This window comes from Terriglobia bacterium (assembly GCA_035712365.1).
In the GTDB taxonomy this organism is placed as follows: Bacteria; Acidobacteriota; Terriglobia; order UBA7540; family UBA7540; genus SCRD01.
In genome coordinates, this window is record DASTAW010000048.1 from 232,045 (window position 1) to 254,986 (window position 22,942).

The following is a 22,942-nucleotide window of genomic DNA, read 5'->3' on the forward strand; positions in this document are numbered from 1 at the left end:
CCTGAGGAATAGGCCAGATAATCTGCAACCGCTCTGTGGGCCGGACGGGGTCCGTATCCCCGTTTTAGTTGAAGCTCAGCATCTTCGAGCAGCAGGGTTTCCGCACAGGTTTGAATTCCATGAACTCTATGCGCGTGAGATCTGGGTCGTAGAGGTTGAGCTGCCATTTTCCATCGCGGCCGATTTCCGGTTCTTCGGCCTTATAACCGCGAGCTTTAATGGTTTCAAAAGCCTGCTGTATGTCCTTGACGCCCAAAGAGAGATGATTCATAACGCCCAGCAGCCGAGGTGACGGATTTTGGACATTCAGCATGAACTCCAGCCAATCGCTGCCGTTAGGCACAACCATGTCCACCCAGTCCGTGCGGGCGTCCGTCATGCCCCCTGTCCACATCACGCGATAACCCAGGATGCCACGGTAAAAATGGTCGGCAGCGGTTCGATTGTCCACCGTCTCGCCCGCGTGAATTATCTGGCGGGAGGTGCGCCTGGAAGAAAGGAACTTTCCGAAGTTGCGGCTCTCAATCGATCCCGGGAGGTATTGAATATACTCAACCACATGACCGGCGGGATCTTTCAAGGAGAAGCTCAAGTCACCCTCCGGGTCTTTCCGTAGCTCTCCCGGAACCGCCACGCCTCGGCTGGCCAGATAACCGCGCAAACCTCTGGCATCCGTCGTGCGATAGGCGATGTGAATCAGGCGGTCCTCGGTTGGAGATGAAAGGGTGGAAGAGACCAGGACGTACTGGTCGTCGCTCACCTTGAAATAGGTGTAGGCCATCTTGCCTGCGGCCGTTTCGTTGCCGGGCAATTGGTCAAAACCCAAAATCTGTCCGAAGAAATTGCGGGCCTCGGCGGCGTCCTTCACTCTGAGTGCGACATGGGCGATGCCAAGGATTTGAGGACGGTCCGGCGCCGCGTCCAATTTTGATCTTCCCTTCAAAACCCCCGGCGTCACAGAGAGTAGGACCACAGCAATGATTCCGGAAAAAGCAACCAGAAGTTTCATGTTGGAGGATTATGTCGTCATCGCCAGGCACGGTCAAGTCCTTCTGAAAAACTTCTGGACGAACCCCTCCGGCCGCTGCCATGCTGATTTTTGGATCCAAAGTTCAGACTCAGGAGTTGCCATGCGATTCTTTGCCCTTTTGATTACTTTCGGGCTGCTTACCTCCTGCACACTGGCGGCCCAAACGCCCGGCCAGGAGCCGGCAAAGCCCGCGGCCAAAGCTGCGTCGCCTGAGCAGATTGAAACGGAAAGGATCAAAGTCCCTGAAAGCTTGCAGGCGCCACCGCGCTCCATGGCGAGTCAACCGGGATACATGGAACCGGCGCAGACGCACCAGTTGCTCTCAAAATTGTGGCAGGCAGAGGCACGCGTCAAAGACCTGACGACCCAGATTCGCCCCGATCAACTGAAGATGCCAGCCGTCGAGATTGCGAATTTCAACAACACCCTGAACGCGCTGCGCGGCAGTCTTGCTTCCCTGGACCAGAGCCGCCAGATGTTTGACAGCCGGCCGGACAGTGAATATTTGGGATTTGAAACGTATGCCGGCATCAGCGAAGTCCTGCCGCAGCTTGAAAGGCTTTCCAGGACTGCCTCACGCTACAACAATCCGAGCCTGGAGGGTGAATTTAATCAGTCATGGAACGATCTGTTGACCATGCGCCAGTCGCTCAAACCTTATCTTTCATTTCTGCTGCGCAACCACGACCAGATATTTCTAACCATGGAAACCAATCTGGCCGGATGTCAGAACGAATTGGGCTACAAGAATTACAAAACCGACAGCTCTCCCACAAACCTGAGAAATGTCCTGCCCGATTTCAAAGGAAGGCGCGTCCGCAAAAAGCCCGGAAACAGCGAACCCGCTTCACAGGGCAAACCCTGAAGTTCCTGGAGGCTGGATTGTTGACGTCCGAAAGTCCTGCCGCAAAGGGCTACGCTCTCTGGTTGGTGCCCGGCCAGCCGGCATTCAGCATCCTGGCCAGCGCGATTTCACGCCTCAGCCGCGAACACTCGACGCCACGGTTTGGGCCTCATATTACCCTGCTTGGCCGAATTGTACTCCCAGAAGCGAAGGCCCTGGCAAAATCGGCTTCACTGGCAAGTATCCTCGAACCATTCCGCTTTGAACTGGGCGAAATCGGCTTCCTCGATGAAAACTTTCGCTGCCTGTTTGTAACCGTAGTCGCAGGCCACGCAATCTCCAGGACCTACCGCGCAGCCTGCCGGACCTTCACCCGCCAAAACGCGCCTTATATGCCGCACATGAGTCTCGTGTATGGAAAGCTTCCGCCAGAAACTAAGCAGAAGATGGCAACAGATCTTAGTTGGCTGTCGGGCCGGGCCTTTCGGGTCCACCAGCTCATGCTCTGGCGGGTGGATGGGCCCGTGCGCCAGTGGAAGCCCGTAAAAACCTTTGATTTAAGATGATACTCTGGGGAGAGAACCTCTCGCGCGGAACAGTGCGATCTTTCCTTGGCGCTTCGCCAGAAAACCGGTAACGGTGTATAAATAATTTCTGGACGCGTCTCTCCCCGGAATTCCTATGGATTCACCGTAATGTTCAGCGGGCTGCTCAGGGTGAAATCCAACTTCGTTTCAGGCGGGATCTTGACCGTCTGACCTTTCGTCGCCATCTGCACTCCCGTTCCTGCTCCCGCGCCGACGCCGGCGCCGATGGCAGCGCCTTTCCCACCGCCGGCAATGGCGCCAATAATTCCCCCCACAGCAGCGCCAATGCCAACTCTTTTGGCGGTTTGCTTGCCGCGAGAGGACGCCTCCTGCTGATAGACCCCGGCACTCACTGGATAGCTCTTGCCATTTACTGTGAGGCTGACCAGTTGTAGCTGAACTTCCGACTGCCCTTTGATGTGGCCGGCACTGCGGGCGGCAGCAAGTTGCAAACGCGCCTTGGCATAGCGGGGGATAACGACCTGCCCGTTCTCTTCAATTTGCGAGTCGACGGTTGCTGCAAACTCGTCTCCCGTTTTGTTGGTTGAGGAATCGACCGGATCCACGGTCCGCACGGTGATAACGGTCCCCGCCGGAATGGTAACTTCCACCGGTTGCGGCGGTGGCGGAGCGGCATCCGCAGCCTGCGCAGCAGCCGGAGGTTCCTGCTCAACGGGCGCCGGGGTCTGATCCTGCGGTTCGCGTGAAGGCGCACGCTCTGATGTTGCCCGAGTGCGGCGCCGTGTGGCCCTGGGTTCCGGTTGAGCAGGTGGTTCCGCAGCGGCTTGCGCAGGAGCACTGACCGCTAATTCGTCGATCACCTGTTTGACACCGTCGGCACTGTGAGCGAGCTGTTCGACCGCTGATTTTTCCTGATCGCTGCCCACGGTACCCGACAAAACCACGACTCCCTGCTGTGAAACCACGTGGACGTCGCGCGTCTTCAGAACAGGGTCCTGATAAAGCTTGGCCTGAACGGAGGCTGCGATGGCCTCGTCGTTCGGAGCACTCGAATTCTTGAACAGGCTGCAGCCACCGAAAGTCACCACAAGGGCTACCATCAAGGCTGCCATGCGGTTTTTAGGATGGATCATACGCACCTCTCCTCCGCGAAAACGACTCGCGGCTGATTTCCAGTCTCAGCGCAAAGCTGAAACGGGTGATTTCGTTTAACCACACCCGCCTCGCAGTTTAACCCTTCTGGAAAACCAAAGTCCAATGGTATTGCGGGTTTGCGCCGTGGTAGCTTCTTCGGAAGGTCCCCCGGCGTGCTAGAATTTCTCGTGTAAGGCAGGCAAATGGAACTCAAGAGGATTCAGCCTGTTGGCTTTCTCTGCTCAACCTGGTGTATTCCGTCCGCCTGACGAAGCTTGAGATGCAGAGTCTTTCAATTGTTATCCCGGTTTACAACGAGGAGGGCAACATCGGTCCACTCGTGGCCCGCATTTCGGAGGCCATGTCTGGCTGGGAAGGCGCCGTTGAAATCCTGTTCGTCGACGACGGCAGCAGCGACCATACTCTGGAACTGCTGAAGGAATCCCAGGCTAAAGACTCCCGGATTCGCATTGCCCATTTCCACAAGAATATGGGCCAGACCGCCGCGATGGCTGCCGGTTTCCGGCTGGCGCGCGGCGAGGTCATCGCAACCATCGATGCCGACCTGCAAAACGATCCCATGGAAATCCAGCGCCTGGCAGGGATGCTGAACAACTGGGACCTGGTGTGTGGCGTCCGCGCACAGCGTAAAGACACGCTTTGGAAGCGCATTTCGTCGCGCATCGGGAACGGCTTCCGTAATTGGGCAACGGGCGACAACATCGCTGACACCGGCTGCACTCTCAAGGCCTACCGGCGCGAATGCCTGGACGGCCTGGAGCTTTATAAGGGGATGCACCGCTTCCTCCCCACACTGATCCGGATGCGTGGATACCGCGTGACGCAGGTGCCAGTGTCGCATCATCCGCGGCTGGCGGGAAAAACCAAGTACGGGACCTGGGGGCGGCTGGTGAAAGGGCTTGAAGACGTTTGGGCGGTGCGCTGGATGAAAAAAAACCACATCGGTTTCGAATCCAACCTCCAACTGATCGAACGGCAACCCGTTGAATGCGGTAAAGTCCACATGGATGGCGCAGTGGAAAAGTGACGCGTGAGACGCTCTTGCGGAGTCGGGCTTTAGGCTGACGGAGAGGTGCGAAACCTGTGAGTGGTCAAAGCAGTTCAAATCTAGTTGAAGCTTCGCCTGCGAATACAACCCGCGGTGGACTTCCCGCCATTCACGTACTCGTGCTTCTGGTGGTGGCTGGCTGCATGTTTTTTGCCGGCATTGGGCGTCTTGCCCTGATTGAGCCCGATGAAGGAAGGAACGCGGAAGTCGCCCGTGAAATGCTTGCGGGAGGGGACTGGATTACTCCCCACTTTAACAACTTTTCCTATCTGGACAAACCTCCTGTCTTTTTCTGGGCCGTGGCCTCATCGTTTAAGCTAGCGGGATTGTCCGAAGCGAGCGCGCGCTTTCCCTCGGCACTGGCAGCTCTCCTGACGGTATTTCTTGGGTGGTTGCTGGCCCGCCGGATGTTTGAAAAATCCACGGCTCTTTACGCCGGAATTGTCCTATCGACTTCGCCACTGGTGGTTGTGTTTGCCCGCGACGTCATCTTCGACATGACTCTGACCCTATTCGTCACATCAGCGATGGTCTGCTATTGGTTCCGGGAAAGCGGCCCTGAACACCAAAAGTTGCTCGATGTTCTGTTTTTCTCGGCCATGGGCCTGGCAACCCTCACGAAAGGTCCCGTAGGATTTCTGCTGCCGTTGCTATCCATCGCAGCCTACCAGGCCCTCCGCGGGAAACTCGCCCGCCTGAAGGACTTGAACTGGCTGCTGGGCGTGGCGGTGTTCTTCGCGATAACGCTCCCCTGGTTTATCGCAGTTTCGATCCGGCACCCGGACTTTCCGCGATACGCCTTTTGGCAGGAGAGCCTGCAAAGGTTTGCCACGGGACATTCTCACCGCGCCGGTCCCATCTATTATTACCTGATCATCTATCTTGCTGGCTTCCTGCCCTGGAGCTTTTTCCTGCTCTACGCCGCCATCCATCGAGTCAGGCGATGGAGGGAGCTCCGGCAGGAACACGCCGCTCCAATGCTGTTCCTACTGAGTTGGGCAGGTGTAATCTTCGTCTTCTTCACGATCTCGCGGTCCAAGCTTCCTGGTTACTTTCTACCTGCTATGGTCCCGCTCAGCGTGCTGATGGCAAAAGTGTGGACGGCTTGCGGACCTGAGCGGGAGGACCGGACAGCCGATTGGCTGACTGGCGGTTTTGCCACACTGATCGGCTTGGGGATCATCGTTGCGGCGGTCCCTCACTTTCAACACCAGCTTTTCCCTCGCGGGCGACTCGAGGGAAAAATGCCGCATGATGTCCTCATTTTGCTGGGGCCCGCAATGCTTTATACAGGAATCATCCTCGCTGCCTTGGGGGTCATCGGACGAAATCTCTGTGCGCGAGCCAGGCAGAAGACCCCCACCGCAATCATGTTCGCCTTGCTGGCGTGCTGTTTCCCGCTGATGCTGGTGCGGTGGTTTCGCCCGCTTGAGATTTTTGCTTCCGCAAAGTCGAGTCGCGCCCTTGCAGACACCATTCTCGACAGCCCCCAGAGAAGCTTTCCCATCTACGGCTATTATTACTTCCGGACGGGGCTCCCCTTTTATCTTCGAAGGCCGGTGGGCCTGATTTCCTCCACAGCGGATGAATTGACCAGCAATTACATCGTGACGCAGTGGCCGCGAATTAAGCAGGAAGCCCAAAACGGACAATTGCCCCCGCTTCTTGCTCCTCCGGAGATGGACGGTATGCCCCTGGTGATGGATCTGAACCAATGGCTGGCGAAACGGCCTTCAACACCTGAACTCGTGCTGGTAAGAAACAACCAGGTGAAGGGCCTCGCCAACGCCGTTCAGGCGATGGATCCCATGTGGACTGGGTGGCAATATTCCGTCTGGGAAATACCAGCCAGCTCACGCTCCACCAGTGGTCAGCAAAAGGGAAACTGAACGCCAAAACGAATTCCACTCCGAAGGGGCGGACCGACAAGCTAAGACTTTATGTGTGGCATTTGCGGTATTCACAATATGTTTCTGCGGCCGCTCGACAACCCCGAACTGGTTGATCGAATGTCGGCCCGGCTCAGGCATCGGGGACCGGACAGCCAGGGCAAATTCCAACTCCCTCACCTCGCGTTAGCCATTCGGCGATTAAGCATTATCGACCTCAAGACTGGCGACCAGCCGCTATCCAACGAGACCGGCGACATCAACCTGGTTTTCAACGGAGAGATCTACAATTACCGCGAGCTTCGCAAGGACCTTCTTGAACGCGGTCACATTTTCAAGACTCAGTCCGACGGCGAGGTGATCGCCCATCTTTACGAGGAAGCGGGACCAAAATTCGTACGTGAACTGAACGGCATGTTCGCCATCGCACTCTGGGACGATCGCGAAAAGCGGCTGGTTCTGGCGCGCGACCGGGCGGGGGAGAAACCGCTTTACTATTGGGAATCTGACGACACGTTGTTGTTTGGGTCGGAGATAAAAGCGCTTTTAGAACATCCACACGTTAGCAGGGAAATTGATCGCGAAGCTCTTTCGCAGTATTTTTTTTATGGTTACTTCCCATCTCCCCGATCGGTTTATTCCGACATCAAAAAACTTCCTGCCGCGCACCTGATGGTGGTTGAAAACCAGCAAATGCACATTGAGTGCTACTGGAAACTTCAGGCCTATCTGCGGAAGCCGGAGGCGGCAAGTCTTAGCCGCACTCAGGAAGAAGAAGCCTGTGAAGAGCTACGCGAAAAGTTGAGCGAGGCCGCTGTCTCGCGCCTGGTCAGCGATGTTCCCATTGGAGTATTTCTCAGTGGCGGCATCGATTCCTCCATCGTGGTTGCCGCAATGAGTGAACTTTCGCCCGGGAATGTCAACAGCTTCTCTGTGTCGTTTCCAGAACGCTCGTTTGACGAGGGAGAATACGCCGAGTTCGTGGCCAGGCATTTCAACACCAGGCATCACGTCCTCACGGCCGACGACAAAGCCATGCGCGGCGCACTGTTGACCCTGGTGGACCATCTCGACGAGCCGATGGCCGATCCCGCCATCCTTCCAACCTATCTGCTCTCATGTTTCGCGCGCCAACACATCAAGGTTGCATTAAGCGGAGAAGGCAGTGACGAACTGTTTGGCGGATACCCCACTTACCTCGGGGCTCGGGCGGCGAAATATTACCTGATGCTTCCCGATTTCCTTCGCCGGCAGGTTTTTGATCGGGTTCGGGAACTCTTGCCGGTCTCTTCAGACGCCGTGCCCAAAGGTCTGTTCCTCCGCCGCTTTTTGACACATGTCGAAAAAGATCCGGCGGTGCGCCATCATTCGTGGTTCGGCATGTTTTCCGCGGACGAACTGGAGCAGCTTTACAGCCCGGCGTGGGCGGGCCCACACTCCCCGATCGGCGTTATTTTCAGTCCGCTGTCGCGGGTCCTGGAAGGCGCCCGCTTTGATGAAGTGCTGGGGGAAATGCTCTATCTGGATTTCCGGATGTATCTTGAAGACAACCTGTTGGTCAAGGTGGACCGCGCCAGCATGGCCTGTTCGCTGGAAATGAGGACCCCTTTCCTCGACCATCGCCTCATCGAGTTTGCGGCGGGCCTGCCGACCGACCTGAAGGTGCGCGGCTTCCAGACCAAATATATTCTGAAGAAAGCCGTAGAAAAGTGGTTGCCGCCCAGGATCGTTTACAGGCAGAAGCGCGGCTTCACCGTACCCGTGGCAGGCTGGCTTCGCAATGAACTACAGCCGCTTGTGGCTGAAACGCTGGAAGAAGGAAAGCTGAAGCGCCAGGGGCTGTTCAACAGCGCGTATGTCCAACAGTTGATTCGCGAGCATTCAACCGCCCAGGTTGACCACCGGAAAGCCCTATGGACGCTGCTTTGTTTCCAGCTCTGGTACGATCGGTGGAACATGGGAGACTAGAACGCTTGCGCCCCCGCAAATTCAACCCGAACTCGCCTTACGACCTGCCTCCGCGCGAGGCTTTCACTCCCCATGAGTGGGAGATCATCCAAACCTGCCGGACACCACGCCAGGTGCAGAAATTTATCCGTACGTTCACCTATAATCGTGAAAGGAACGGTGAGACGCTGCGGAGTTTTCGTGTCACGCTCAGGCATGCAACATCTCATTGCCTCGAGGCGGCTTTCGTAGCAGCAGCTATCCTGGAACAGCACGGCTATCCGCCGCTGCTCCTGGACCTGGAATCCAAAGACAAGCTGGACCATGTGGTATTTGCTTTCCGCCATCGCGGCAGATGGGGATCTGTCGGACAGTCCCGCGACTACAGCCTTCAGGGGCGCAAACCTCTCTACCGCACCCTCCGCCACCTGGTGATGAGTTATGTTGACCCCTTTGTCACCGAACAGGCAAGAATCATCGGTTATGCCCTCGCTGATCTCCGAGAGCTGGTCGCCACGGACTGGCGATTTTCCCTGAAAAATGTGTGGAGCGTCGAAGAGGCGTTAATTGCCCTTCCTCACACCAGGCTGAAAACCTCCAATCGTCGGTACGTGAAAGTCCTGCGGCGTTATCGAGCTTTCAAGGAAAGATTTCCCCAACGCCAGATTACGTTCTATTCAGACCGCCATAAGTGGATGTAACGGCACAATTCAATATTGACGAAGCCTTGCTGCCGGGCATGGTGGTCACTCCACAAAACGTCATGCGTCGTTGACGGAGTACATTTACAAGAGGTAATCGAGGGTCGGAGGGCCGGACCTGCTCACCAGGTTCAATCCGGCGGGTTAATATTGCTTCCTACGGTTATCGGGGGCGCTCAAGCGAGGTCACTATAAGATCAGCCTTGTTAGCCTGAATGGATGCCCGCTGCAGGTCTGTCTCCTGAAGCGCCTTCTGGGAATTCTGGAGGAACCCGCGCGCATCGTCGAGCATTTTCCGCTGGGACGGTGACAACGATTCGCGGCTGAGAGCAGCGATCCTCTTCTCAATTCCCTGCTGCGACTGGACTATCTGATTCTGCAAAGCTATCGCCTGGCCAGAATTGACGGCAGAGTGCAGCGCGGGAATCTCGACACCCGGGGGCTCTTCCGGTGGCGATTTCGTCTCAGCACGTCTGGGAGGTGAAGGCTTGCTGGGTGCAGTTTCTGGAGGAGGCTGCAGAGGGGCCGGCTGCTTGGCTTCAAGAGGCGCCGGCGGGGCGGGAGCCTGCACAATAATGCTCTGGTCTGACTGCGAGGGCGTCGCCGCCGGCGGAGGCGAGGGGACGTAGACAACCTGAGGCCCCGTCTGCCTCTTGAGGCAGCCGCCAAAAATCAAGGCTATACCGACTACTGCAACTTTCCAGCTCAAGGTACCCTAATTCTATCACTTCAGCAGGACCGTGGGCTCTTCTGCCTGCCTCAATCCGCGCTGAACTGCGCAAGCACCAGGGACACAATGGATACACTTCTCTACGTGAGTTAATAGCTCCCTATAGCTCGTGCCGTAAGTTGATCAGACGCAGACGTCCTTATTTTCAGGCAGTGATGTGGCTCGCAATGCTTTTCTCGGTCGTCTTGGCCTGCTGCGCGTAAAGATGCTCCCACTCCTTTCGCATCTTCAGCACAAAGGTTTTAGCATCCTCGAACGATTTGAAAAGGCGTTTCCCCTTGATCACATTGCAGGGCTGGCAGCACGTCACGAGGTTCTCCATTTTTCGTGCCCCGCCATGGGAGTGCGGGTGAACGTGATCAACGGTGAGGACCATCCAGTTCGTGAACTGGTGCAAGCCGTCCAGTCCGCAATACTGGCACTGAAATTGATCGCGAGTAAACACCTTCATGGCGTCTTCTCGCGACAGGTGTGGCACGGGGCCGGCAAAAAACTTCTGGAGCTTCTTCAAGGCCATGGCTCCTCCTCTCGAACCCGGTTTTCGTAAGCGCACGACATCTTGTTTCGTGCGCTCCAAGGCAAATAGAGGTTAACTTCTCCCGCTAGCCTCCAACCATTCTGAGCCTATTTTACTCCCGATATTCTTTTGGAGGTAGCAACACCCTGCTGATTAATTCAACCGGGTGGGTGACGACAGATGAAGGCACTGGACAGGGACTAAGCAGGCAAGACAATTCGAAACGTTGTCCCTTGTTCCGGTTCGCTTGAAAAGTCGATGGAACCGTTATGCAATTGAATAATCCGGTAGGCCATCGCCAGACCCACACCTGAGCCGCCCGGTTTGGTTGTAAAAAATAGCGAGAAGATCTTGGGCTGCACATCGGGGGGAATGCCCACGCCCTGGTCTTCGATTTCAAGTTCCACCCGGCGGTCCGCTTTCCTTGACCTGATTTTCAGCGTTCCTCCGGATGGCATTGCCTGGCAGCCGTTCAGCACCAGGTTCAGAAGGGCCTGCTTAAACAGATCGCGATCGACCTTCAACCTGGGGACGGGACCATCCTTCTCGATCTTCAGCCGCACATGGTTCTGCCGCGCCTGGGGCTCAGCGAGAGTGAAGACTTCCTGGAGCATCTGCTCCAGATCGGTATCGGTCAGCCGCAACTCCACAGGCCGCGTAAAATCGAGGAACGTCTTCACCACACGGTCGAGCCGCCAGATCTCTGAGGAAAGCGTGTCAAGCTGGGGCTTAACGGCAGTACTGTTTTCGGCAAGTTTCGCCTTCAGAATTTCCAACTGCAGGACCATTGCGTTCAGCGGGTTCTTCACCTCATGCGCAACTCCGGAGGTAATGCGGCCGAGCGCCGCAAGCCTCGATGCCACGGCGATCTGGTCCTCCAGTTGGGCGCGTGTGCCGGCGTCCCGCACCGTTACCAGTGCGCCGACAGATTCCCCTCCCGTCTCAGCAAACTGCACGCTGGCCAAGATGCGGGGGCCTTCATTGTCATCGCCATCACCTTCATTCGGTGACTCCCAGGTAACAGGCACCCGCGCCACAAACGCCTCGCGGAGCACGCGATCCATGGGATGATCGCTCCAGAAAATTTCCGCCGCCGTTCGGTGCAGCAACAGTTTGGGGTCTTCGCCCAGGAACCGCTCCACGGCAGGCGTGGCAAGCACCAACTGGTCCTGCCTGTCAAAAAGCATCAGGCCGTCCGCGAGGTTGGAAAAAAGCTGGTCAAGATTTTCCTTAAGCTGAGTAAATGCTGTTTTCTCCCCTCGAATCTGCTCGCCCAGCAGATTCAGCTTGGAGGAAAGGATGCCCCATTCATCCTTACGGTCCACCATCAGCGGTTCGGGATTTTCTCCTCGCGCCATCCGCTCAACGCTGCGGGAGATGGTTTTGAGGGGACGCAGTACCCCATAAGAGAGCAGGCTGGCGGACAGAGTCGCCAGGATGAGCGCCACAATGGCAAGCAGCAACGCCCGGTGCAATTCAGGCGTCAGTTCGCTGGCGACAAACAGCGTTGAGACGCCTACGCGAACATCCAGCGGACGGTCGCCCAGCATGCTGGAGTGGACAACCTCATAGATTTGCTGTGGTCCGTAGATGACATGGAGCTGCTGCAGTATGCCCGAGTTCAGGAGTTGGTCAAACGATGGCGCCGGAGTGAACTGCTTTCCCACTTGAGCAGGGTCGTTATGGGCAAGAATAATCCCCTTTTGATCTGTTATCGCTACGTAATAGATGGTCGGTGAGTTGCCCACCGCGGATTCAATGGTGGAACTGAGGTTGGGGTCTTCTGCCAGCCGGGTCCCGACGAACTGGAGCACCGCCGGAGTATCTGAGGGATCGACCCCGGCCGGGAGATAACTCTGGGACAGCACGGTCTGGGTCTGATGGTAAACTTCATCGGCCACAAACGACCCTCTTCTCCCCACAGCGACGAGGGCCTCATGAGTGATGATAAAAAGGTAAAGGGCCGAGATGGCCAGCACCACGACCAGCACCAGCAGCCCGATCAGTGCCGTCAGCTTAGCTTTGAGGCTCAGCCTCATATTCCTTCAACTTGTTGTGAAGAGTCTTCAAACTGATGCCCAACATTTCAGCAGCACGGGTTTTGTTGTTACTGGTAAAGGTCAGCGTTTCGAAGATCAGCCGGCGCTCCGCCTCCCCAACTGTCATCCCTGGGCGAAGATGAAGATCGTCCCCCATTGCAGCCGTTGAAGCCTTTCCAAAATCAGCAGGGAGATCAGTGGTGAGCAGGATGTCTCCCTGGCTTAGAACGACCATGCGTTCCAGCGTGTTACGGAGTTCACGAATGTTGCCGGGCCACGAATGGTGGCGGAATGCTTCCAGTAAGTTGCCATCCACGGCTTTCACCGAAGTATGGTGCTTGCGATTCAGGTCTTCGATGAGCGCCTGGGTCAGAGGTTCCAGATCGCCCAGATGCTCGCGAAGCGGAGGCATGGTAATCTGGACCACGTTGAGGCGAAAGTAAAGGTCGTTTCTAAGTTCTCCCTTCGAAACGGCCTCTTCGGGGACCTTGTTGGTTGCGGCAAGCACCCGAACATCAACAGAGGTCTCGCTTTTGCTGCCCAGACGCCGGAGCTTGGAGTCTTCGAGGACACGCAAAAGCTTGGCCTGTGTCTGCGCCGGCATCTCGCCAATTTCGTCCAGCAGAAGCGTGCCGCCGTCGGCAAGTTCAAAACAACCCATCCGCCTCTCCACAGCTCCCGTAAAAGCACCCTTCTCGTGGCCGAAGATTTCGCTCTCCATGAGGCTTTCGGGAATCGCGGCACAGTTAACGGCCACAAACGGCTTGCCTTTCCGCGGGCTCAGCTCATGGAGGGTGCGAGCTGCCAATTCCTTCCCGGTCCCGCTTTCACCCGTTATCAAAACACTGGCCCGCGAGGGCGCCACGGCGGCGATAATCGACATGACCTCCTGCATCTTCTTCGACCGCCCCACCAACTGCCCCAAAATGCCCGCTTCACGCAGCCGCCGATGCGCGATTTCGAGCTGCAACTCGCTTTCGCGGCGCGCCAGGCAATTGCGGAGTTCAACCTGCAGGCGCTTCGGATCAACGGGTTTTTCAAGGAAGTTAAAGGCCCCTAGCTTGGTGGCCTCCACGGCTTCCTCGATAGTGCCCTGGGCCGTCAACATAATGAAAGATACTTCAGGACGCGATTCGCGCATCTGGCGCAGGAGATCCATGCCGCTCATTCCGGGCATGCGAAGGTCCGAAATAATAACGCTGGGATTAAACGCTCCCGCCTGGTCAAGGGCTTGCTGACCATCGGCAGCGATTTCAGCCTCGTAGCCCCACACCCTTAACAGCTCCGCCAGACCTTCTCTCTCGCTGGCGTCATCGTCAACCACGAGGATCTTGTCATGTCGCGGCACGTGGATCTCCTTGTGCTCAATATAGTATAGATTAGGAAACCGAACAAATTGCTACCAAACCGGCCAAACGGCACTTCCATCCTGCGACCAAGAGCGCCGTTTTCGAACGTAAACTCTCTTCGTGCGGAATTCCTGTTTGGGGAATGTTGATGCGGTCAAGTTCCAATTCGGGATTTCTTTTGACTTTCCTCAAATCTCCTTCATATACTGTGCGTGCTTTCCAGCTCAAAGGCTCACGGACAGCTAACACCCGCTATGGAAATCCATCTCCTGATCGCTTCACAGGACAAGTCGCTTATAGACACGTGCTTCAGCGTCTCGAAACTGATGGGGCTTGAAGCCACCGTGGCTGGAGCGCCTTTTGAAGCTCTCAACACCGTCAAGGCCGGTGGAATTGACATCATTCTGGCCGACGCTCGGATGCCGGGCCTCGTTGTAGCTGAACTGATCAAAGTCGCCCGTGGGGCATCGCCCGGACCAGAGGTTATCGTCCTTGCAACGGACGGCGATGCCGCCCTTGCCCGCCACGCCGTAGATCAAGGCGCTCAGGAATGCCTGATCGGTCCGTTCGCAGGAAACGATCTCGAACGCCTGCTGAGCCGGTTGATCCAGCAAAGAGAGATGGCCGCTGAAAACCGCTTGCTTCGCGAGCAGCTCCAGACACGACAAGGGCTGGGAGCTTTGATTGGCGCGTCCGCCAGGATGCAGAGGGTCTATGAGATGATCCTCAAAGTGGCTGCCAAACGGCACCCCGTGCTGGTGCTTGGAGAAAGCGGGACTGGCAAGGAACTTGTGGCGCGGGCGATCCATTTTTATGGCCCCTGGCGTGAGCTTCCATTCGTTCCCGTGGATTGCGGCGCACTATCTTCAACACTGGTCGAAAGCGAACTGTTCGGACACGTACGTGGCGCATTCACAGGGGCCAGCCAGAACCGTGCGGGGCTGCTGGTGGCGGGCGGAAGAGGTACCATCTTTCTGGATGAAATTGCGGAACTTCCGGTGGAACTGCAATCGAAACTGCTGAGGGCCATACAGGAACGCGAGGTGAGGCCTGTTGGCAGCAACCAGCGCGTGCCGATCGAGGCCCGCATCATCGCGGGAACCAATCAGCACCTGGAAGGCGCTATCACCCGCGGCACTTTCCGCAAGGACCTGTTCTTCCGGCTCAATATTGTTTCCATTAAGTTGCCGCCGCTGAGGGACCGCAAGGGGGATATTCCGCTGCTGGTGCACCATTTTATCGACCGTTACGCTGGAAGTTCGGGCGACATCCGCGACATCTCTTGCGACGCGATGAGCAGGCTGATGAATTATGACTGGCCTGGCAATATCCGTGAACTGGAGAATTGCATTCAGCGCGCGGCGGCACTCGGATCATCCCCTGAAATTCAGGTGAGAGACCTGCCTTCGACTCTTCTGTGCGCGATGCGTAACGAAAGCGGTAAGCAGCGGTTTTCCACACTGCGGGAGCTGGAAAAGGATGCGATTCGGAGGGCCCTGGAAATCACGGGCGGTGACCGCCTTCGCGCCGCCAAACTGCTCGGAATCGGCAAGACCACGGTGTACCGGAAAATCAAGGAGTACAACCTGGAAGGTACAGTGGGTCCCCAATAGGGTTGAGGGCCCTCTTGCCACCAGCCGCGGGAAGAATCATTCGACAATTCAGGCCGCAAAATCGAAAATCCATCTGATGGCAACAATTGCTCTTGATGCGACTTATACAGTGGGCGAGCAGCCTTCCGGCGTGGCTGTCTACTGCAGAAGGTTGATTGAATCGCTTGCCGAAATTGAATGCGAGCATCATTACCTGCTCTGCTACCGGCTTTCGAGGTTTAAGTCGCGACGAGAATTCCTCCACCCGGGTTCCTGCCCAGGCTCGCAGGGGCCGCGTTTTTCGGTTCGCTACTATCAAAACCCCTGGACATTCTGGTTGCCCTGGCGGACGGATCTGTTCCACAGCCTGGTGCAGCGGCCGCCCGCGTTCCGGTTCAAGAATGAGATTGTTACCGTCATTGACCTGTTTCCTCTTACCGGCAAGGACTACTCGACTTCGGATTTCCAACAGAAATTCTCAGCCTTGCTGCTGGAAGCAGTGGAGCGGGCCGTCCGCATCATTACGCCCTCACAATACACAATGGACCAATTGCTGAGGCACGCGGGGGTGCCACGAGAGAAGCTCCGGTTGATTCCTTTTGGAGTTGATGCGCCCGCCGAATCCCTCAGCCAGGAGCGCCGTCTAGCGGAACGCGAGCAGCTTGTGGGAAAAGGCAATGAGATGGTTCTTACCGTAGGCGTGATCCAAACAAGAAAGAACACTTTGAATGCTCTTAAGGCGCTCCGCTACCTGCCAGAGCGATACCGCCTTGTGATCGCGGGCGGGAACGGCCATGGCAGTGAAGCAATCCATGCTTTTATACGGACCGAAGGCCTCAGCTCACGTGTGGTGTTGATGGGTTACGTCCCAGCGGAGCAACTCGCCGTGCTGTACGACGTCGCAAGTGCGTTCCTCTTCCCGTCGTTCGAAGAAGGCTTCGGCCTTCCGGTACTTGAAGCCATGGCCCACGGACTTCCGGTGGTGGCTTCAAAAACATCATCATTGCCGGAAGTCGGAGGTGACGCGGCCCTTTACATCGACCCGCACGACCCCAATGACATCGCCGAGAAAGTCGCCAGCGCCGTCGAGGATGAGGGCCAACGGAGGCTGATGATTGAGCGTGGCAGAGCTCGCGCGCGTGTATTCACCTGGCGCCGTACCGCGGAAGCCAATCTACAAGCCTATAATGAGGTTTTGGCGCTGTAACCCTGGCCATTTGTCAGCCGTACTGCGGTGGATCAGAATATTTTCGGCTGGCAACAGAATGGCGGCAAAGCGGAGCACATTGCAAGGATTTCTGAAAAATGAAGAAGGCACTGATCACGGGAATATCGGGGCAGGACGGTAGTTACCTTGCCGAATACCTGCTTGGCCTGGATTATGAAGTCTGGGGCCTCATTCGCCGTGAGCCGGCAACTTTGCGATGGCTTCAGCCCGTGGTTCACCGCATCGAGTTTGTCTACGGAGACATGCGTGATGCGGAATCCCTTGCCGTCGCCTTCCAAAAGGCCTGGCCCGATGAACTCTACAACCTGGCCGGCCAGGTGTTTGTCCCTACAAGTTGGGAATGTCCAGCCGAAACAATGGACATCAATGCAGGAGGCTTGGCGCGCCTGCTCCAGGTGGTCGAACGCCAGAAGCCCGACACGCGCGTGTATCAGGCTTCAACCTCGGAGATGTTTGGAAACGCTGACGGTTCGCGCAGCGAGCAGACGCCATTACAACCGTTGTCTCCCTACGGAATTTCCAAGATGGCGGCCCACCGTATGGCAGAAGTATACCGGAACCGCGGCCTTTACGTTGCTTCGGGCATTCTATTCAACCACGAGTCTCCGCGTCGCGGCCCGGAAATGGTAACTCGAAAGATCACCCGCGCGGCCGCGCGTTGGGCGATGGGTGATAGGACGAAACTTAGGTTGGGGAATCTGCATTCCAGGCGCGACTGGGGCTTTGCGGGCGACTATGTGAAGGCCATGCACGCCATGTTGCAGAACGGGTCCGCTAAAGACTATGTGGTTGGAACAGGAATTTCGCACAGCGTGGAGGAATTCCTCCGGCAGGTACTCGTGGAACTCCACCGGATGACCGGCGGCTCCGTCCTTCCTTCTATCGAGGACTGGGTAGAAATTGACTCACATCTGTTGCGAACGGGAGAAATCCATGACCTGCGGGCCGACGCCACTCTAGCCTGTAAGGAGCTCGGCTGGAAGCCTACTGTCGACTTTCCCCGACTGGTCAGAATGATGCTGGAAGCCGACCTCTCTTCCGCCAGCGAAGCCATCGGGTCACCCAGCGAGGCATAACCGAATCAGACAACCAATGTCCAGTAAGTTGTTTAGCTGCTGTCGCTTACAGACATAAACCAGGTGCCATGGCTATATAGTTGGTGACTTCATCGCCCTTTCCCAGGGACAAGCAGTGTCCCAAATTTGCACACATTAACGAGATCCGGTCAGCGAAACGAACTGGAGGGGCTTGCCTTCCGCCCATGGTTTGTAGTTCAAGGCAAACTGGATCCGCCGATCGAGCGGCGGGTGACTGTAAAGCCAGAACACGATGAACGGATTAGGGTCAGGGTCGGAAAGATCCTGCTCACCCAGGATTTGGAAAGCTCGAGCTTCAGCGGAATTGGGGTTCGGCACTACGCCATACGTCACTTCCAGCGCAAACTGGTCGGCCTGGTGTTCGTAGTGCCGCGAAATGGCGTTCACCAGGGGTGAGGAGAAGAACGTCAGGAGCGTGAGCACCAGCAGCATTACGGGCAGAGATGCCAGATCGTCTTCGCCTTCGATGCCGGTTCGGCCACCGTAGTGTTTGATCAACTTTTTGACGGTAAAAAACCCCAGCGCGAGAAAGAGTAGCACGACCAGCTCAATCAGAACAAATTCCTTCATGATGTGGTGCAAGACATAGTGTCCGGTTTCATGCCCGAGCACCAGCAGGGTCTCATCATCGGCCATTTTTTTTAACGTGGTATCCCACACCACCACTCTCTTGCTCGCTCCCAGGCCTGAAACGTACGCGTTGAGCGTATTGGTTTTCGTGCTGGCATTCATCTCCAGAATGCGTCGTCGAGGAATCTTGAGGTGGGCGCGGTGGAGCATCATCTCGATGTGTGTGACCAGTGCGGGCCGGGTCGCATCAAGCGGCGTAAACCTGTAAAAAAGGGGTTCGACGACGAAGGGCCCGATGAAGATTACGAATAGCGTAATGGGGACCGTTACTGCCCAGAAGTAAAACCACCAGCGCCGCGGGCTCTGCCTCACAATCCAGTAAAAAATGGCGACCATCAGGGTGCCAGCAACCAGGAACAGAATCAGGCCCTTGCCCCAGTCTGCCATCCACGACCCGAACCCTTGCGTCATAAGTCCGAATCTGTGCTCGATAACAAAATCCGCATAATAGTCAAATGGAAGCAGCAGCAGCCTGACCGTGAGAAAAAACAAGGGAGCGAAGACGAGGCACTGCACAAAATATCGGGAGGAGGTTCGGCGCGCCAGGTTGCGAAATAGCACCCCTAACCTTGCGCGCCACAAAAGGAAATAGATGAGGAGCAAAAGGACGACGCCCGAAAAGTAGAGCTCATACTGGATGTGCGAATATGCAAGTGCCTCAGCTTTCTTCTGGGGTGAAAGTTTGTAACCTTTCGGGGCGGTCGGTGCCTCGACTTTGGGCATGGCTGCGGAGGGCCGTTCCCGCTGTGCAGGGGATCGCTCTGCCTGAAGCACGCCGGCGCCCTTGGCCGGCGCTTGAAAACAAGCTGCCGACAGGAGCAGCAATACGGCGAGCCTTCGCATTCGCATCAAATTCGGGGCAGTACGATACCCTGCTGCGACTGATATTTGCCCTTCTTGTCCTTGTAGGAAGTTTCGCAAACCTCGTCGGACTCGAAAAACACAATCTGGCATAATCCTTCGTTCGAATACACACGTGCGGGCAAGGGTGTGGTGTTCGAGATTTCGAGCGTCACAAATCCTTCCCATTCTGGTTCCAGTGGCGTCACATTCACGATAATGCCACAACGGGCGTAAGTCGATTTACCCACGCAGATTGTCAAGACGCTGCGAGGAATCCTGAAGTATTCCACCGACCGCGCCAACGCAAAGGAATTGGGGGGAACAATGCAGACGGGCCCCTTGAACTCGACGAAGGAGCGCTCGTCAAAACTCTTCGGATCCACGATCGAGTTGTTGACGTTGGTGAAAATCTTATATTCATCAGCCACTCGCAGGTCATAACCGTAGGAAGAGAGTCCGTACGAGATGACGCCATCGCGTTTCTGGTTTTCAGCGAACGGCTCAATCATCCTGTTTTCCCGCACCATTCGGCGGATCCAGCGGTCATTTTTGACAGACATCGACACTCCCATAGCTAGAATTGGCTGCGCGCAACTTAGCGATTTATCCTCGGGCGGGCGGCCTTTCCATGAAACTGGTAAAGCTCCGCATCATAATACAGGAGAAAACAACTTGACAACGCCGAACCGGCTTTTTACGATAAAATCCTGTGTTTTCAGGAGGTTCCTTTTGATTAAGCTCGACCTCGTCAACGATGTTGTCAACCGTACTGGAATTACCAAGACCAAAGCTGAGATCGCCGTCGAGACTGTTTTTGGTTCGATGAAGAAGGCCCTGGCCAAGGGAGATCGAATAGAACTGCGCGGATTTGGCGTCTTCAATGTGAAGCCTCGCAAGACCGGAATTGGCAGAAACCCGCGCACCGGAGCCGAGGTCAATATCCAGCCTGGCAAGGCCGTCCGCTTCAAACCCGGGAAAGAGCTGCAGTCGATTCCCTGAACCACCTGACTCCGTGTTGGGGCGCGAGTGACAGCCAGGATGGTTAAAGCGGGCCCTCTTGCGGTTGAGACAAGCACGGATTCGCAGACCAGGAAAGAGGTTCGCCTGTCTCCTGGGAGCGCACGGCGTTTTCACCCACTACTGCCAGCGGAACGGCCGCACCGGCTGGGAGTCTCCGCGAGGCCGTATCGGCTACATTAGACTCGCCGGGTCCATGTCGATCGTCAGCGCATGTGACGGCACGCCCCACTGGCCGCACTCTTCCGCCAGCCGCCGAAGGATCGCGTTCAGTCTCGCGCGCGATGACGCCTTCAGCAGAAACTGGATGCGATAGAACCCTTCAATTCTGGCCAGCGGCGCGGGGCTGGGTCCCAGGATGCGAACTCCGCGAACCATGTCACCCAAACCCTCGAAGAACCTTCCAACCTCCGCCGCTAACTGCGCTGCGTGTTCGAGCCTCTTGTCCTGCACCACGACATCAGCGAGCGCGGCGGCCGGAGGATAGTGCATCATGCGGCGAAAGTGTAATTCCTTGTTGAAGAACTTGCTGTAATTTTGTTCGGCGGCAAATCGGATTGCGTAATGCTCCGGGTAGAAAGTCTGGACGAGCACCCTGCCGGGCGATTCGCCGCGCCCCGCGCGTCCCGCTGCCTGCGTCAAAAGCTGAAACGTCCGCTCAGCAGCGCGAAAATCCGGCAGCGAAAGGGAAGTATCAGCGGAAACAATGCCCACCAGCGTCACGCCTGGGAAATCGTGCCCTTTGGCGATCATCTGGGTCCCGACCAGGATATCAATTTTCCCTCCCCGAAAATCCGACAGGATTTTAAGGTACTGGCCCGGCCGCCGGGCTGCGTCGCGGTCGAGCCTTGCCACCCGTGCTGTGGGAAACATTTCGGCGAGCTTTTGTTCCAGCTTCTCTGTTCCTTCCCCGACATAATGCAGGTGTTCACTGCCGCACGACCGGCAGCGCGCCGGCACAGACGCCTGATAGCCGCAGTAGTGGCAGATCAGGCGGTTTTCACGCCGGTGATAGGTCAGTGAGATCGAGCAGTTTACGCATCGTTCCGTTTGTCCGCAGCTTCGGCAAAGCAGGAACCAGGAATAGCCGCGACGGTTAAGGAGAAACATGGTCTGTTGTCCGGCTCGCAGCTTGGCTTCCACCTCCTCCCTCAAGCGGCGCGAGATAGGCGCCTGCGTCTGCGTCTGCCGGAACTCTTCCCGCATGTCGATGATCTCCACGCGGGCAAGCGGGCGCCGGCCCACACGCTCGCTCAGCGTCACCTTGTGGTATTTCCCTTTTTCCGCGTTGGCGTAGCTTTCAAGCGACGGCGTGGCAGACCCGAGAACGACAAGCGCTTTCGACAACCGCGCGCGCACAACGGCCGTGTCCCGCCCATGATAACGCGGCGTCTGTTCCTGTTTGTAGCCGGATTCATGCTCTTCGTCCACGATGATGACGCCCAGGTTTTCCAGTGGAGCAAACACGGCGGAGCGCGTTCCCAGCACGACGCGGGCCTCGCCACGCCGCACGCGCCACCAGGCGTCGTGGCGCTGGCCCTCGGCAAGGCCGCTGTGCAACACGGCCATGGCGCTTCCGAAGCGCAGCCGAAACTGCTCGTGAAGGGCCGGAGTCAAAGCGATTTCTGGCACAAGAATCAAGGCGGTCTTACCGGATTCAAGGCAGCTCTCAACCAGCCGCATGTAGATTTCCGTCTTGCCGCTTGCCGTGATGCCATGCAGCAACACGACGCTGAACTCGCCGCGATGCAGGCGATCCGTCAGATCTTCGAGAGCCAGTCTTTGGCATTCTGTCAGCGTGTGGCGAAATTCGGAAACCCCAGCGGGCTTGACATCTCCATCCACAGGATCGGTAAACTCGATCAATCCCTGCTCGTGCAGTTTCTCCAGGTGGGCCATGGAGCCGCGCGTGGATTTCAAAAGCTCCCGATGGTCGTTTATCTCTCCAGCGCGGCCGAGTTCCTCGATAATGCGGCGGGCCACCGGTGAGAGCTTCGTCGGCCCGCCGCCCAGAGGACCCGCAATACGGACGGCCATCACCTTTCTTTCGCGGCGTTCGCGCTCGACGCTCGCAATTTCCAGGAGGCGTTTCTCAATCGCCTGGCGGACAAGGCCGGGTGAAGTGGCTTCAAACCTCAGGCGTAGCGATTCAAGAGTTACTGCCGGGTGGTCTGACACATGCTTTAACAGCTTCAGCTCGGCGCTCTGCCGGGCTTCTTCCAGCAGGCTGTGTGACATCTCGCCCAGACGTTTTCGCCCCGTCTCCGTCAACCGAACTACCCGGACCCTGCGGGAGTGCGACCGCAAAGGCAGCATGGCGCGGAACACTTCACCAAGCGGCGAGACGTAGTATTCTGCAATCCACAATCCCAGCGTCAGGAGTTCCGGCGAAAGCACCGGCTCGGGATCAAGCGCCTGAATTACCGGCCGCGCGTCAATGCCGGGGGGCAACGGTGGAGCAGCGGCAACCGCGATGCCTGTGGCGCGTCGCGCGCCCACGGGAACCAGCACTCTCTGGCCGATCCGAATGTTCAGCGTTTCCGGCACAGAATAGGTGAGCGGCCGCTGCAATGCTGCCAGCACGGCCACGTTCACCAGTGTGGGTCTGGATTTACTGCGGCGGCTGGTTTTCGGCCTGGATTGGGATTCACCCATGGCAGGATTCTATGCTACACAAACCAGACTGGCTAGTGTGGGACCACGATGCTGATTCCTTCAAGAGATACCGGACTCCCAAG

Annotated in this window: 19 protein-coding genes; 10 read left to right on the forward strand and 9 right to left on the reverse strand. The window is 56.9% G+C overall.

Going from position 1 to position 22,942, the window contains the following annotated elements; translation table 11 throughout:
- Window positions 1–64: 64 nt before the first annotated feature.
- Window positions 65–1,009 carry a VOC family protein gene (locus VFQ24_15025; protein ID HET9179667.1) on the reverse strand — a complete coding sequence of 315 codons (945 nt, stop codon included), beginning with the start codon at window positions 1,007–1,009 and terminating at the stop codon, window positions 65–67.
- A 121-nt stretch (window positions 1,010–1,130) separates the two neighbouring features.
- Between VFQ24_15025 and VFQ24_15030 the strand changes: the two genes are divergently transcribed.
- Window positions 1,131–1,895 (forward strand): hypothetical protein, encoded by a 765-nt coding sequence (locus tag VFQ24_15030; GenBank protein ID HET9179668.1) that lies wholly within the window; start codon window positions 1,131–1,133, stop codon window positions 1,893–1,895.
- Between the two features lie 17 nt (window positions 1,896–1,912).
- Complete coding sequence (locus VFQ24_15035; protein HET9179669.1) at window positions 1,913–2,440, forward strand: 2'-5' RNA ligase family protein; 528 nt, start codon at window positions 1,913–1,915, stop codon at window positions 2,438–2,440.
- Between the two features lie 113 nt (window positions 2,441–2,553).
- Here VFQ24_15035 and VFQ24_15040 read toward each other — a convergent pair whose 3' ends face one another.
- The gene (locus VFQ24_15040) at window positions 2,554–3,555 is read right to left on the reverse strand and encodes a BON domain-containing protein (GenBank protein HET9179670.1); all 1,002 of its coding nucleotides are present in this window, start codon (window positions 3,553–3,555) and stop codon (window positions 2,554–2,556) included.
- Window positions 3,556–3,836: 281 nt separating this feature from the next.
- Between VFQ24_15040 and VFQ24_15045 the strand changes: the two genes are divergently transcribed.
- From VFQ24_15045 to VFQ24_15060, 4 genes are read left to right on the forward strand one after another with little or no spacing between them, the layout of a single operon-like run.
- Window positions 3,837–4,604, forward strand: coding sequence for a glycosyltransferase family 2 protein (locus VFQ24_15045; GenBank protein HET9179671.1), 768 nt, complete (start codon window positions 3,837–3,839; stop codon window positions 4,602–4,604).
- A gap of 56 nt (window positions 4,605–4,660) precedes the next feature.
- Entirely contained in the window at window positions 4,661–6,514 is a 1,854-nt protein-coding gene (locus VFQ24_15050) for a glycosyltransferase family 39 protein (GenBank protein ID HET9179672.1), read from the forward strand.
- A 51-nt stretch (window positions 6,515–6,565) separates the two neighbouring features.
- Window positions 6,566–8,482 (forward strand): asparagine synthase (glutamine-hydrolyzing), encoded by a 1,917-nt coding sequence (gene asnB / locus VFQ24_15055; protein HET9179673.1) that lies wholly within the window; start codon window positions 6,566–6,568, stop codon window positions 8,480–8,482.
- A 5-nt stretch (window positions 8,483–8,487) separates the two neighbouring features.
- Window positions 8,488–9,162: a hypothetical protein gene (locus tag VFQ24_15060; GenBank protein HET9179674.1), complete on the forward strand. Its 675-nt coding sequence runs from the start codon at window positions 8,488–8,490 to the stop codon at window positions 9,160–9,162.
- 163 nt (window positions 9,163–9,325) lie between these two features.
- Here VFQ24_15060 and VFQ24_15065 read toward each other — a convergent pair whose 3' ends face one another.
- From VFQ24_15065 to VFQ24_15080, 4 genes are all read right to left on the reverse strand, one after another.
- Window positions 9,326–9,871, reverse strand: coding sequence for a hypothetical protein (locus VFQ24_15065; GenBank protein ID HET9179675.1), 546 nt, complete (start codon window positions 9,869–9,871; stop codon window positions 9,326–9,328).
- Between the two features lie 166 nt (window positions 9,872–10,037).
- Window positions 10,038–10,409, reverse strand: coding sequence for an HNH endonuclease (locus VFQ24_15070; GenBank protein HET9179676.1), 372 nt, complete (start codon window positions 10,407–10,409; stop codon window positions 10,038–10,040).
- Window positions 10,410–10,609: 200 nt separating this feature from the next.
- A complete protein-coding gene (locus VFQ24_15075) occupies window positions 10,610–12,448 on the reverse strand; it encodes an ATP-binding protein (protein HET9179677.1) in 1,839 nt (612 codons plus the stop codon).
- The gene (locus VFQ24_15080) at window positions 12,426–13,796 is read right to left on the reverse strand and encodes a sigma-54 dependent transcriptional regulator (protein HET9179678.1); all 1,371 of its coding nucleotides are present in this window, start codon (window positions 13,794–13,796) and stop codon (window positions 12,426–12,428) included. Before VFQ24_15080 ends, VFQ24_15075 begins: the two co-directional genes overlap by 23 nt.
- Before the next feature lie 255 nt (window positions 13,797–14,051).
- Between VFQ24_15080 and VFQ24_15085 the strand changes: the two genes are divergently transcribed.
- From VFQ24_15085 to VFQ24_15095, 3 genes are all read left to right on the forward strand, one after another.
- The gene (locus VFQ24_15085; GenBank protein HET9179679.1) at window positions 14,052–15,410 is read left to right on the forward strand and encodes a sigma-54 dependent transcriptional regulator; all 1,359 of its coding nucleotides are present in this window, start codon (window positions 14,052–14,054) and stop codon (window positions 15,408–15,410) included.
- Window positions 15,411–15,486: 76 nt separating this feature from the next.
- Window positions 15,487–16,596, forward strand: a complete 1,110-nt coding sequence (locus VFQ24_15090) for a glycosyltransferase family 1 protein (protein HET9179680.1) — start codon at window positions 15,487–15,489, stop codon at window positions 16,594–16,596.
- A gap of 98 nt (window positions 16,597–16,694) precedes the next feature.
- Window positions 16,695–17,693: a GDP-mannose 4,6-dehydratase gene (locus tag VFQ24_15095; GenBank protein HET9179681.1), complete on the forward strand. Its 999-nt coding sequence runs from the start codon at window positions 16,695–16,697 to the stop codon at window positions 17,691–17,693.
- A gap of 135 nt (window positions 17,694–17,828) precedes the next feature.
- Here VFQ24_15095 and VFQ24_15100 read toward each other — a convergent pair whose 3' ends face one another.
- Together VFQ24_15100 and dcd are read right to left on the reverse strand one after the other, a co-directional pair.
- Window positions 17,829–19,067, reverse strand: a complete 1,239-nt coding sequence (locus tag VFQ24_15100; protein HET9179682.1) for a M48 family metallopeptidase — start codon at window positions 19,065–19,067, stop codon at window positions 17,829–17,831.
- Window positions 19,068–19,192: 125 nt separating this feature from the next.
- Window positions 19,193–19,747 (reverse strand): dCTP deaminase, encoded by a 555-nt coding sequence (gene dcd / locus VFQ24_15105; GenBank protein HET9179683.1) that lies wholly within the window; start codon window positions 19,745–19,747, stop codon window positions 19,193–19,195.
- A gap of 169 nt (window positions 19,748–19,916) precedes the next feature.
- Between dcd and VFQ24_15110 the strand changes: the two genes are divergently transcribed.
- On the forward strand, window positions 19,917–20,186 hold the full coding sequence (locus VFQ24_15110; protein HET9179684.1) for an HU family DNA-binding protein: 270 nt from the start codon (window positions 19,917–19,919) through the stop codon (window positions 20,184–20,186).
- A gap of 192 nt (window positions 20,187–20,378) precedes the next feature.
- Here the strand turns inward: VFQ24_15110 and priA are convergent, their stop codons facing one another.
- On the reverse strand, window positions 20,379–22,859 hold the full coding sequence (gene priA / locus VFQ24_15115; protein ID HET9179685.1) for a primosomal protein N': 2,481 nt from the start codon (window positions 22,857–22,859) through the stop codon (window positions 20,379–20,381).
- Window positions 22,860–22,942: the final 83 nt, after the last annotated feature.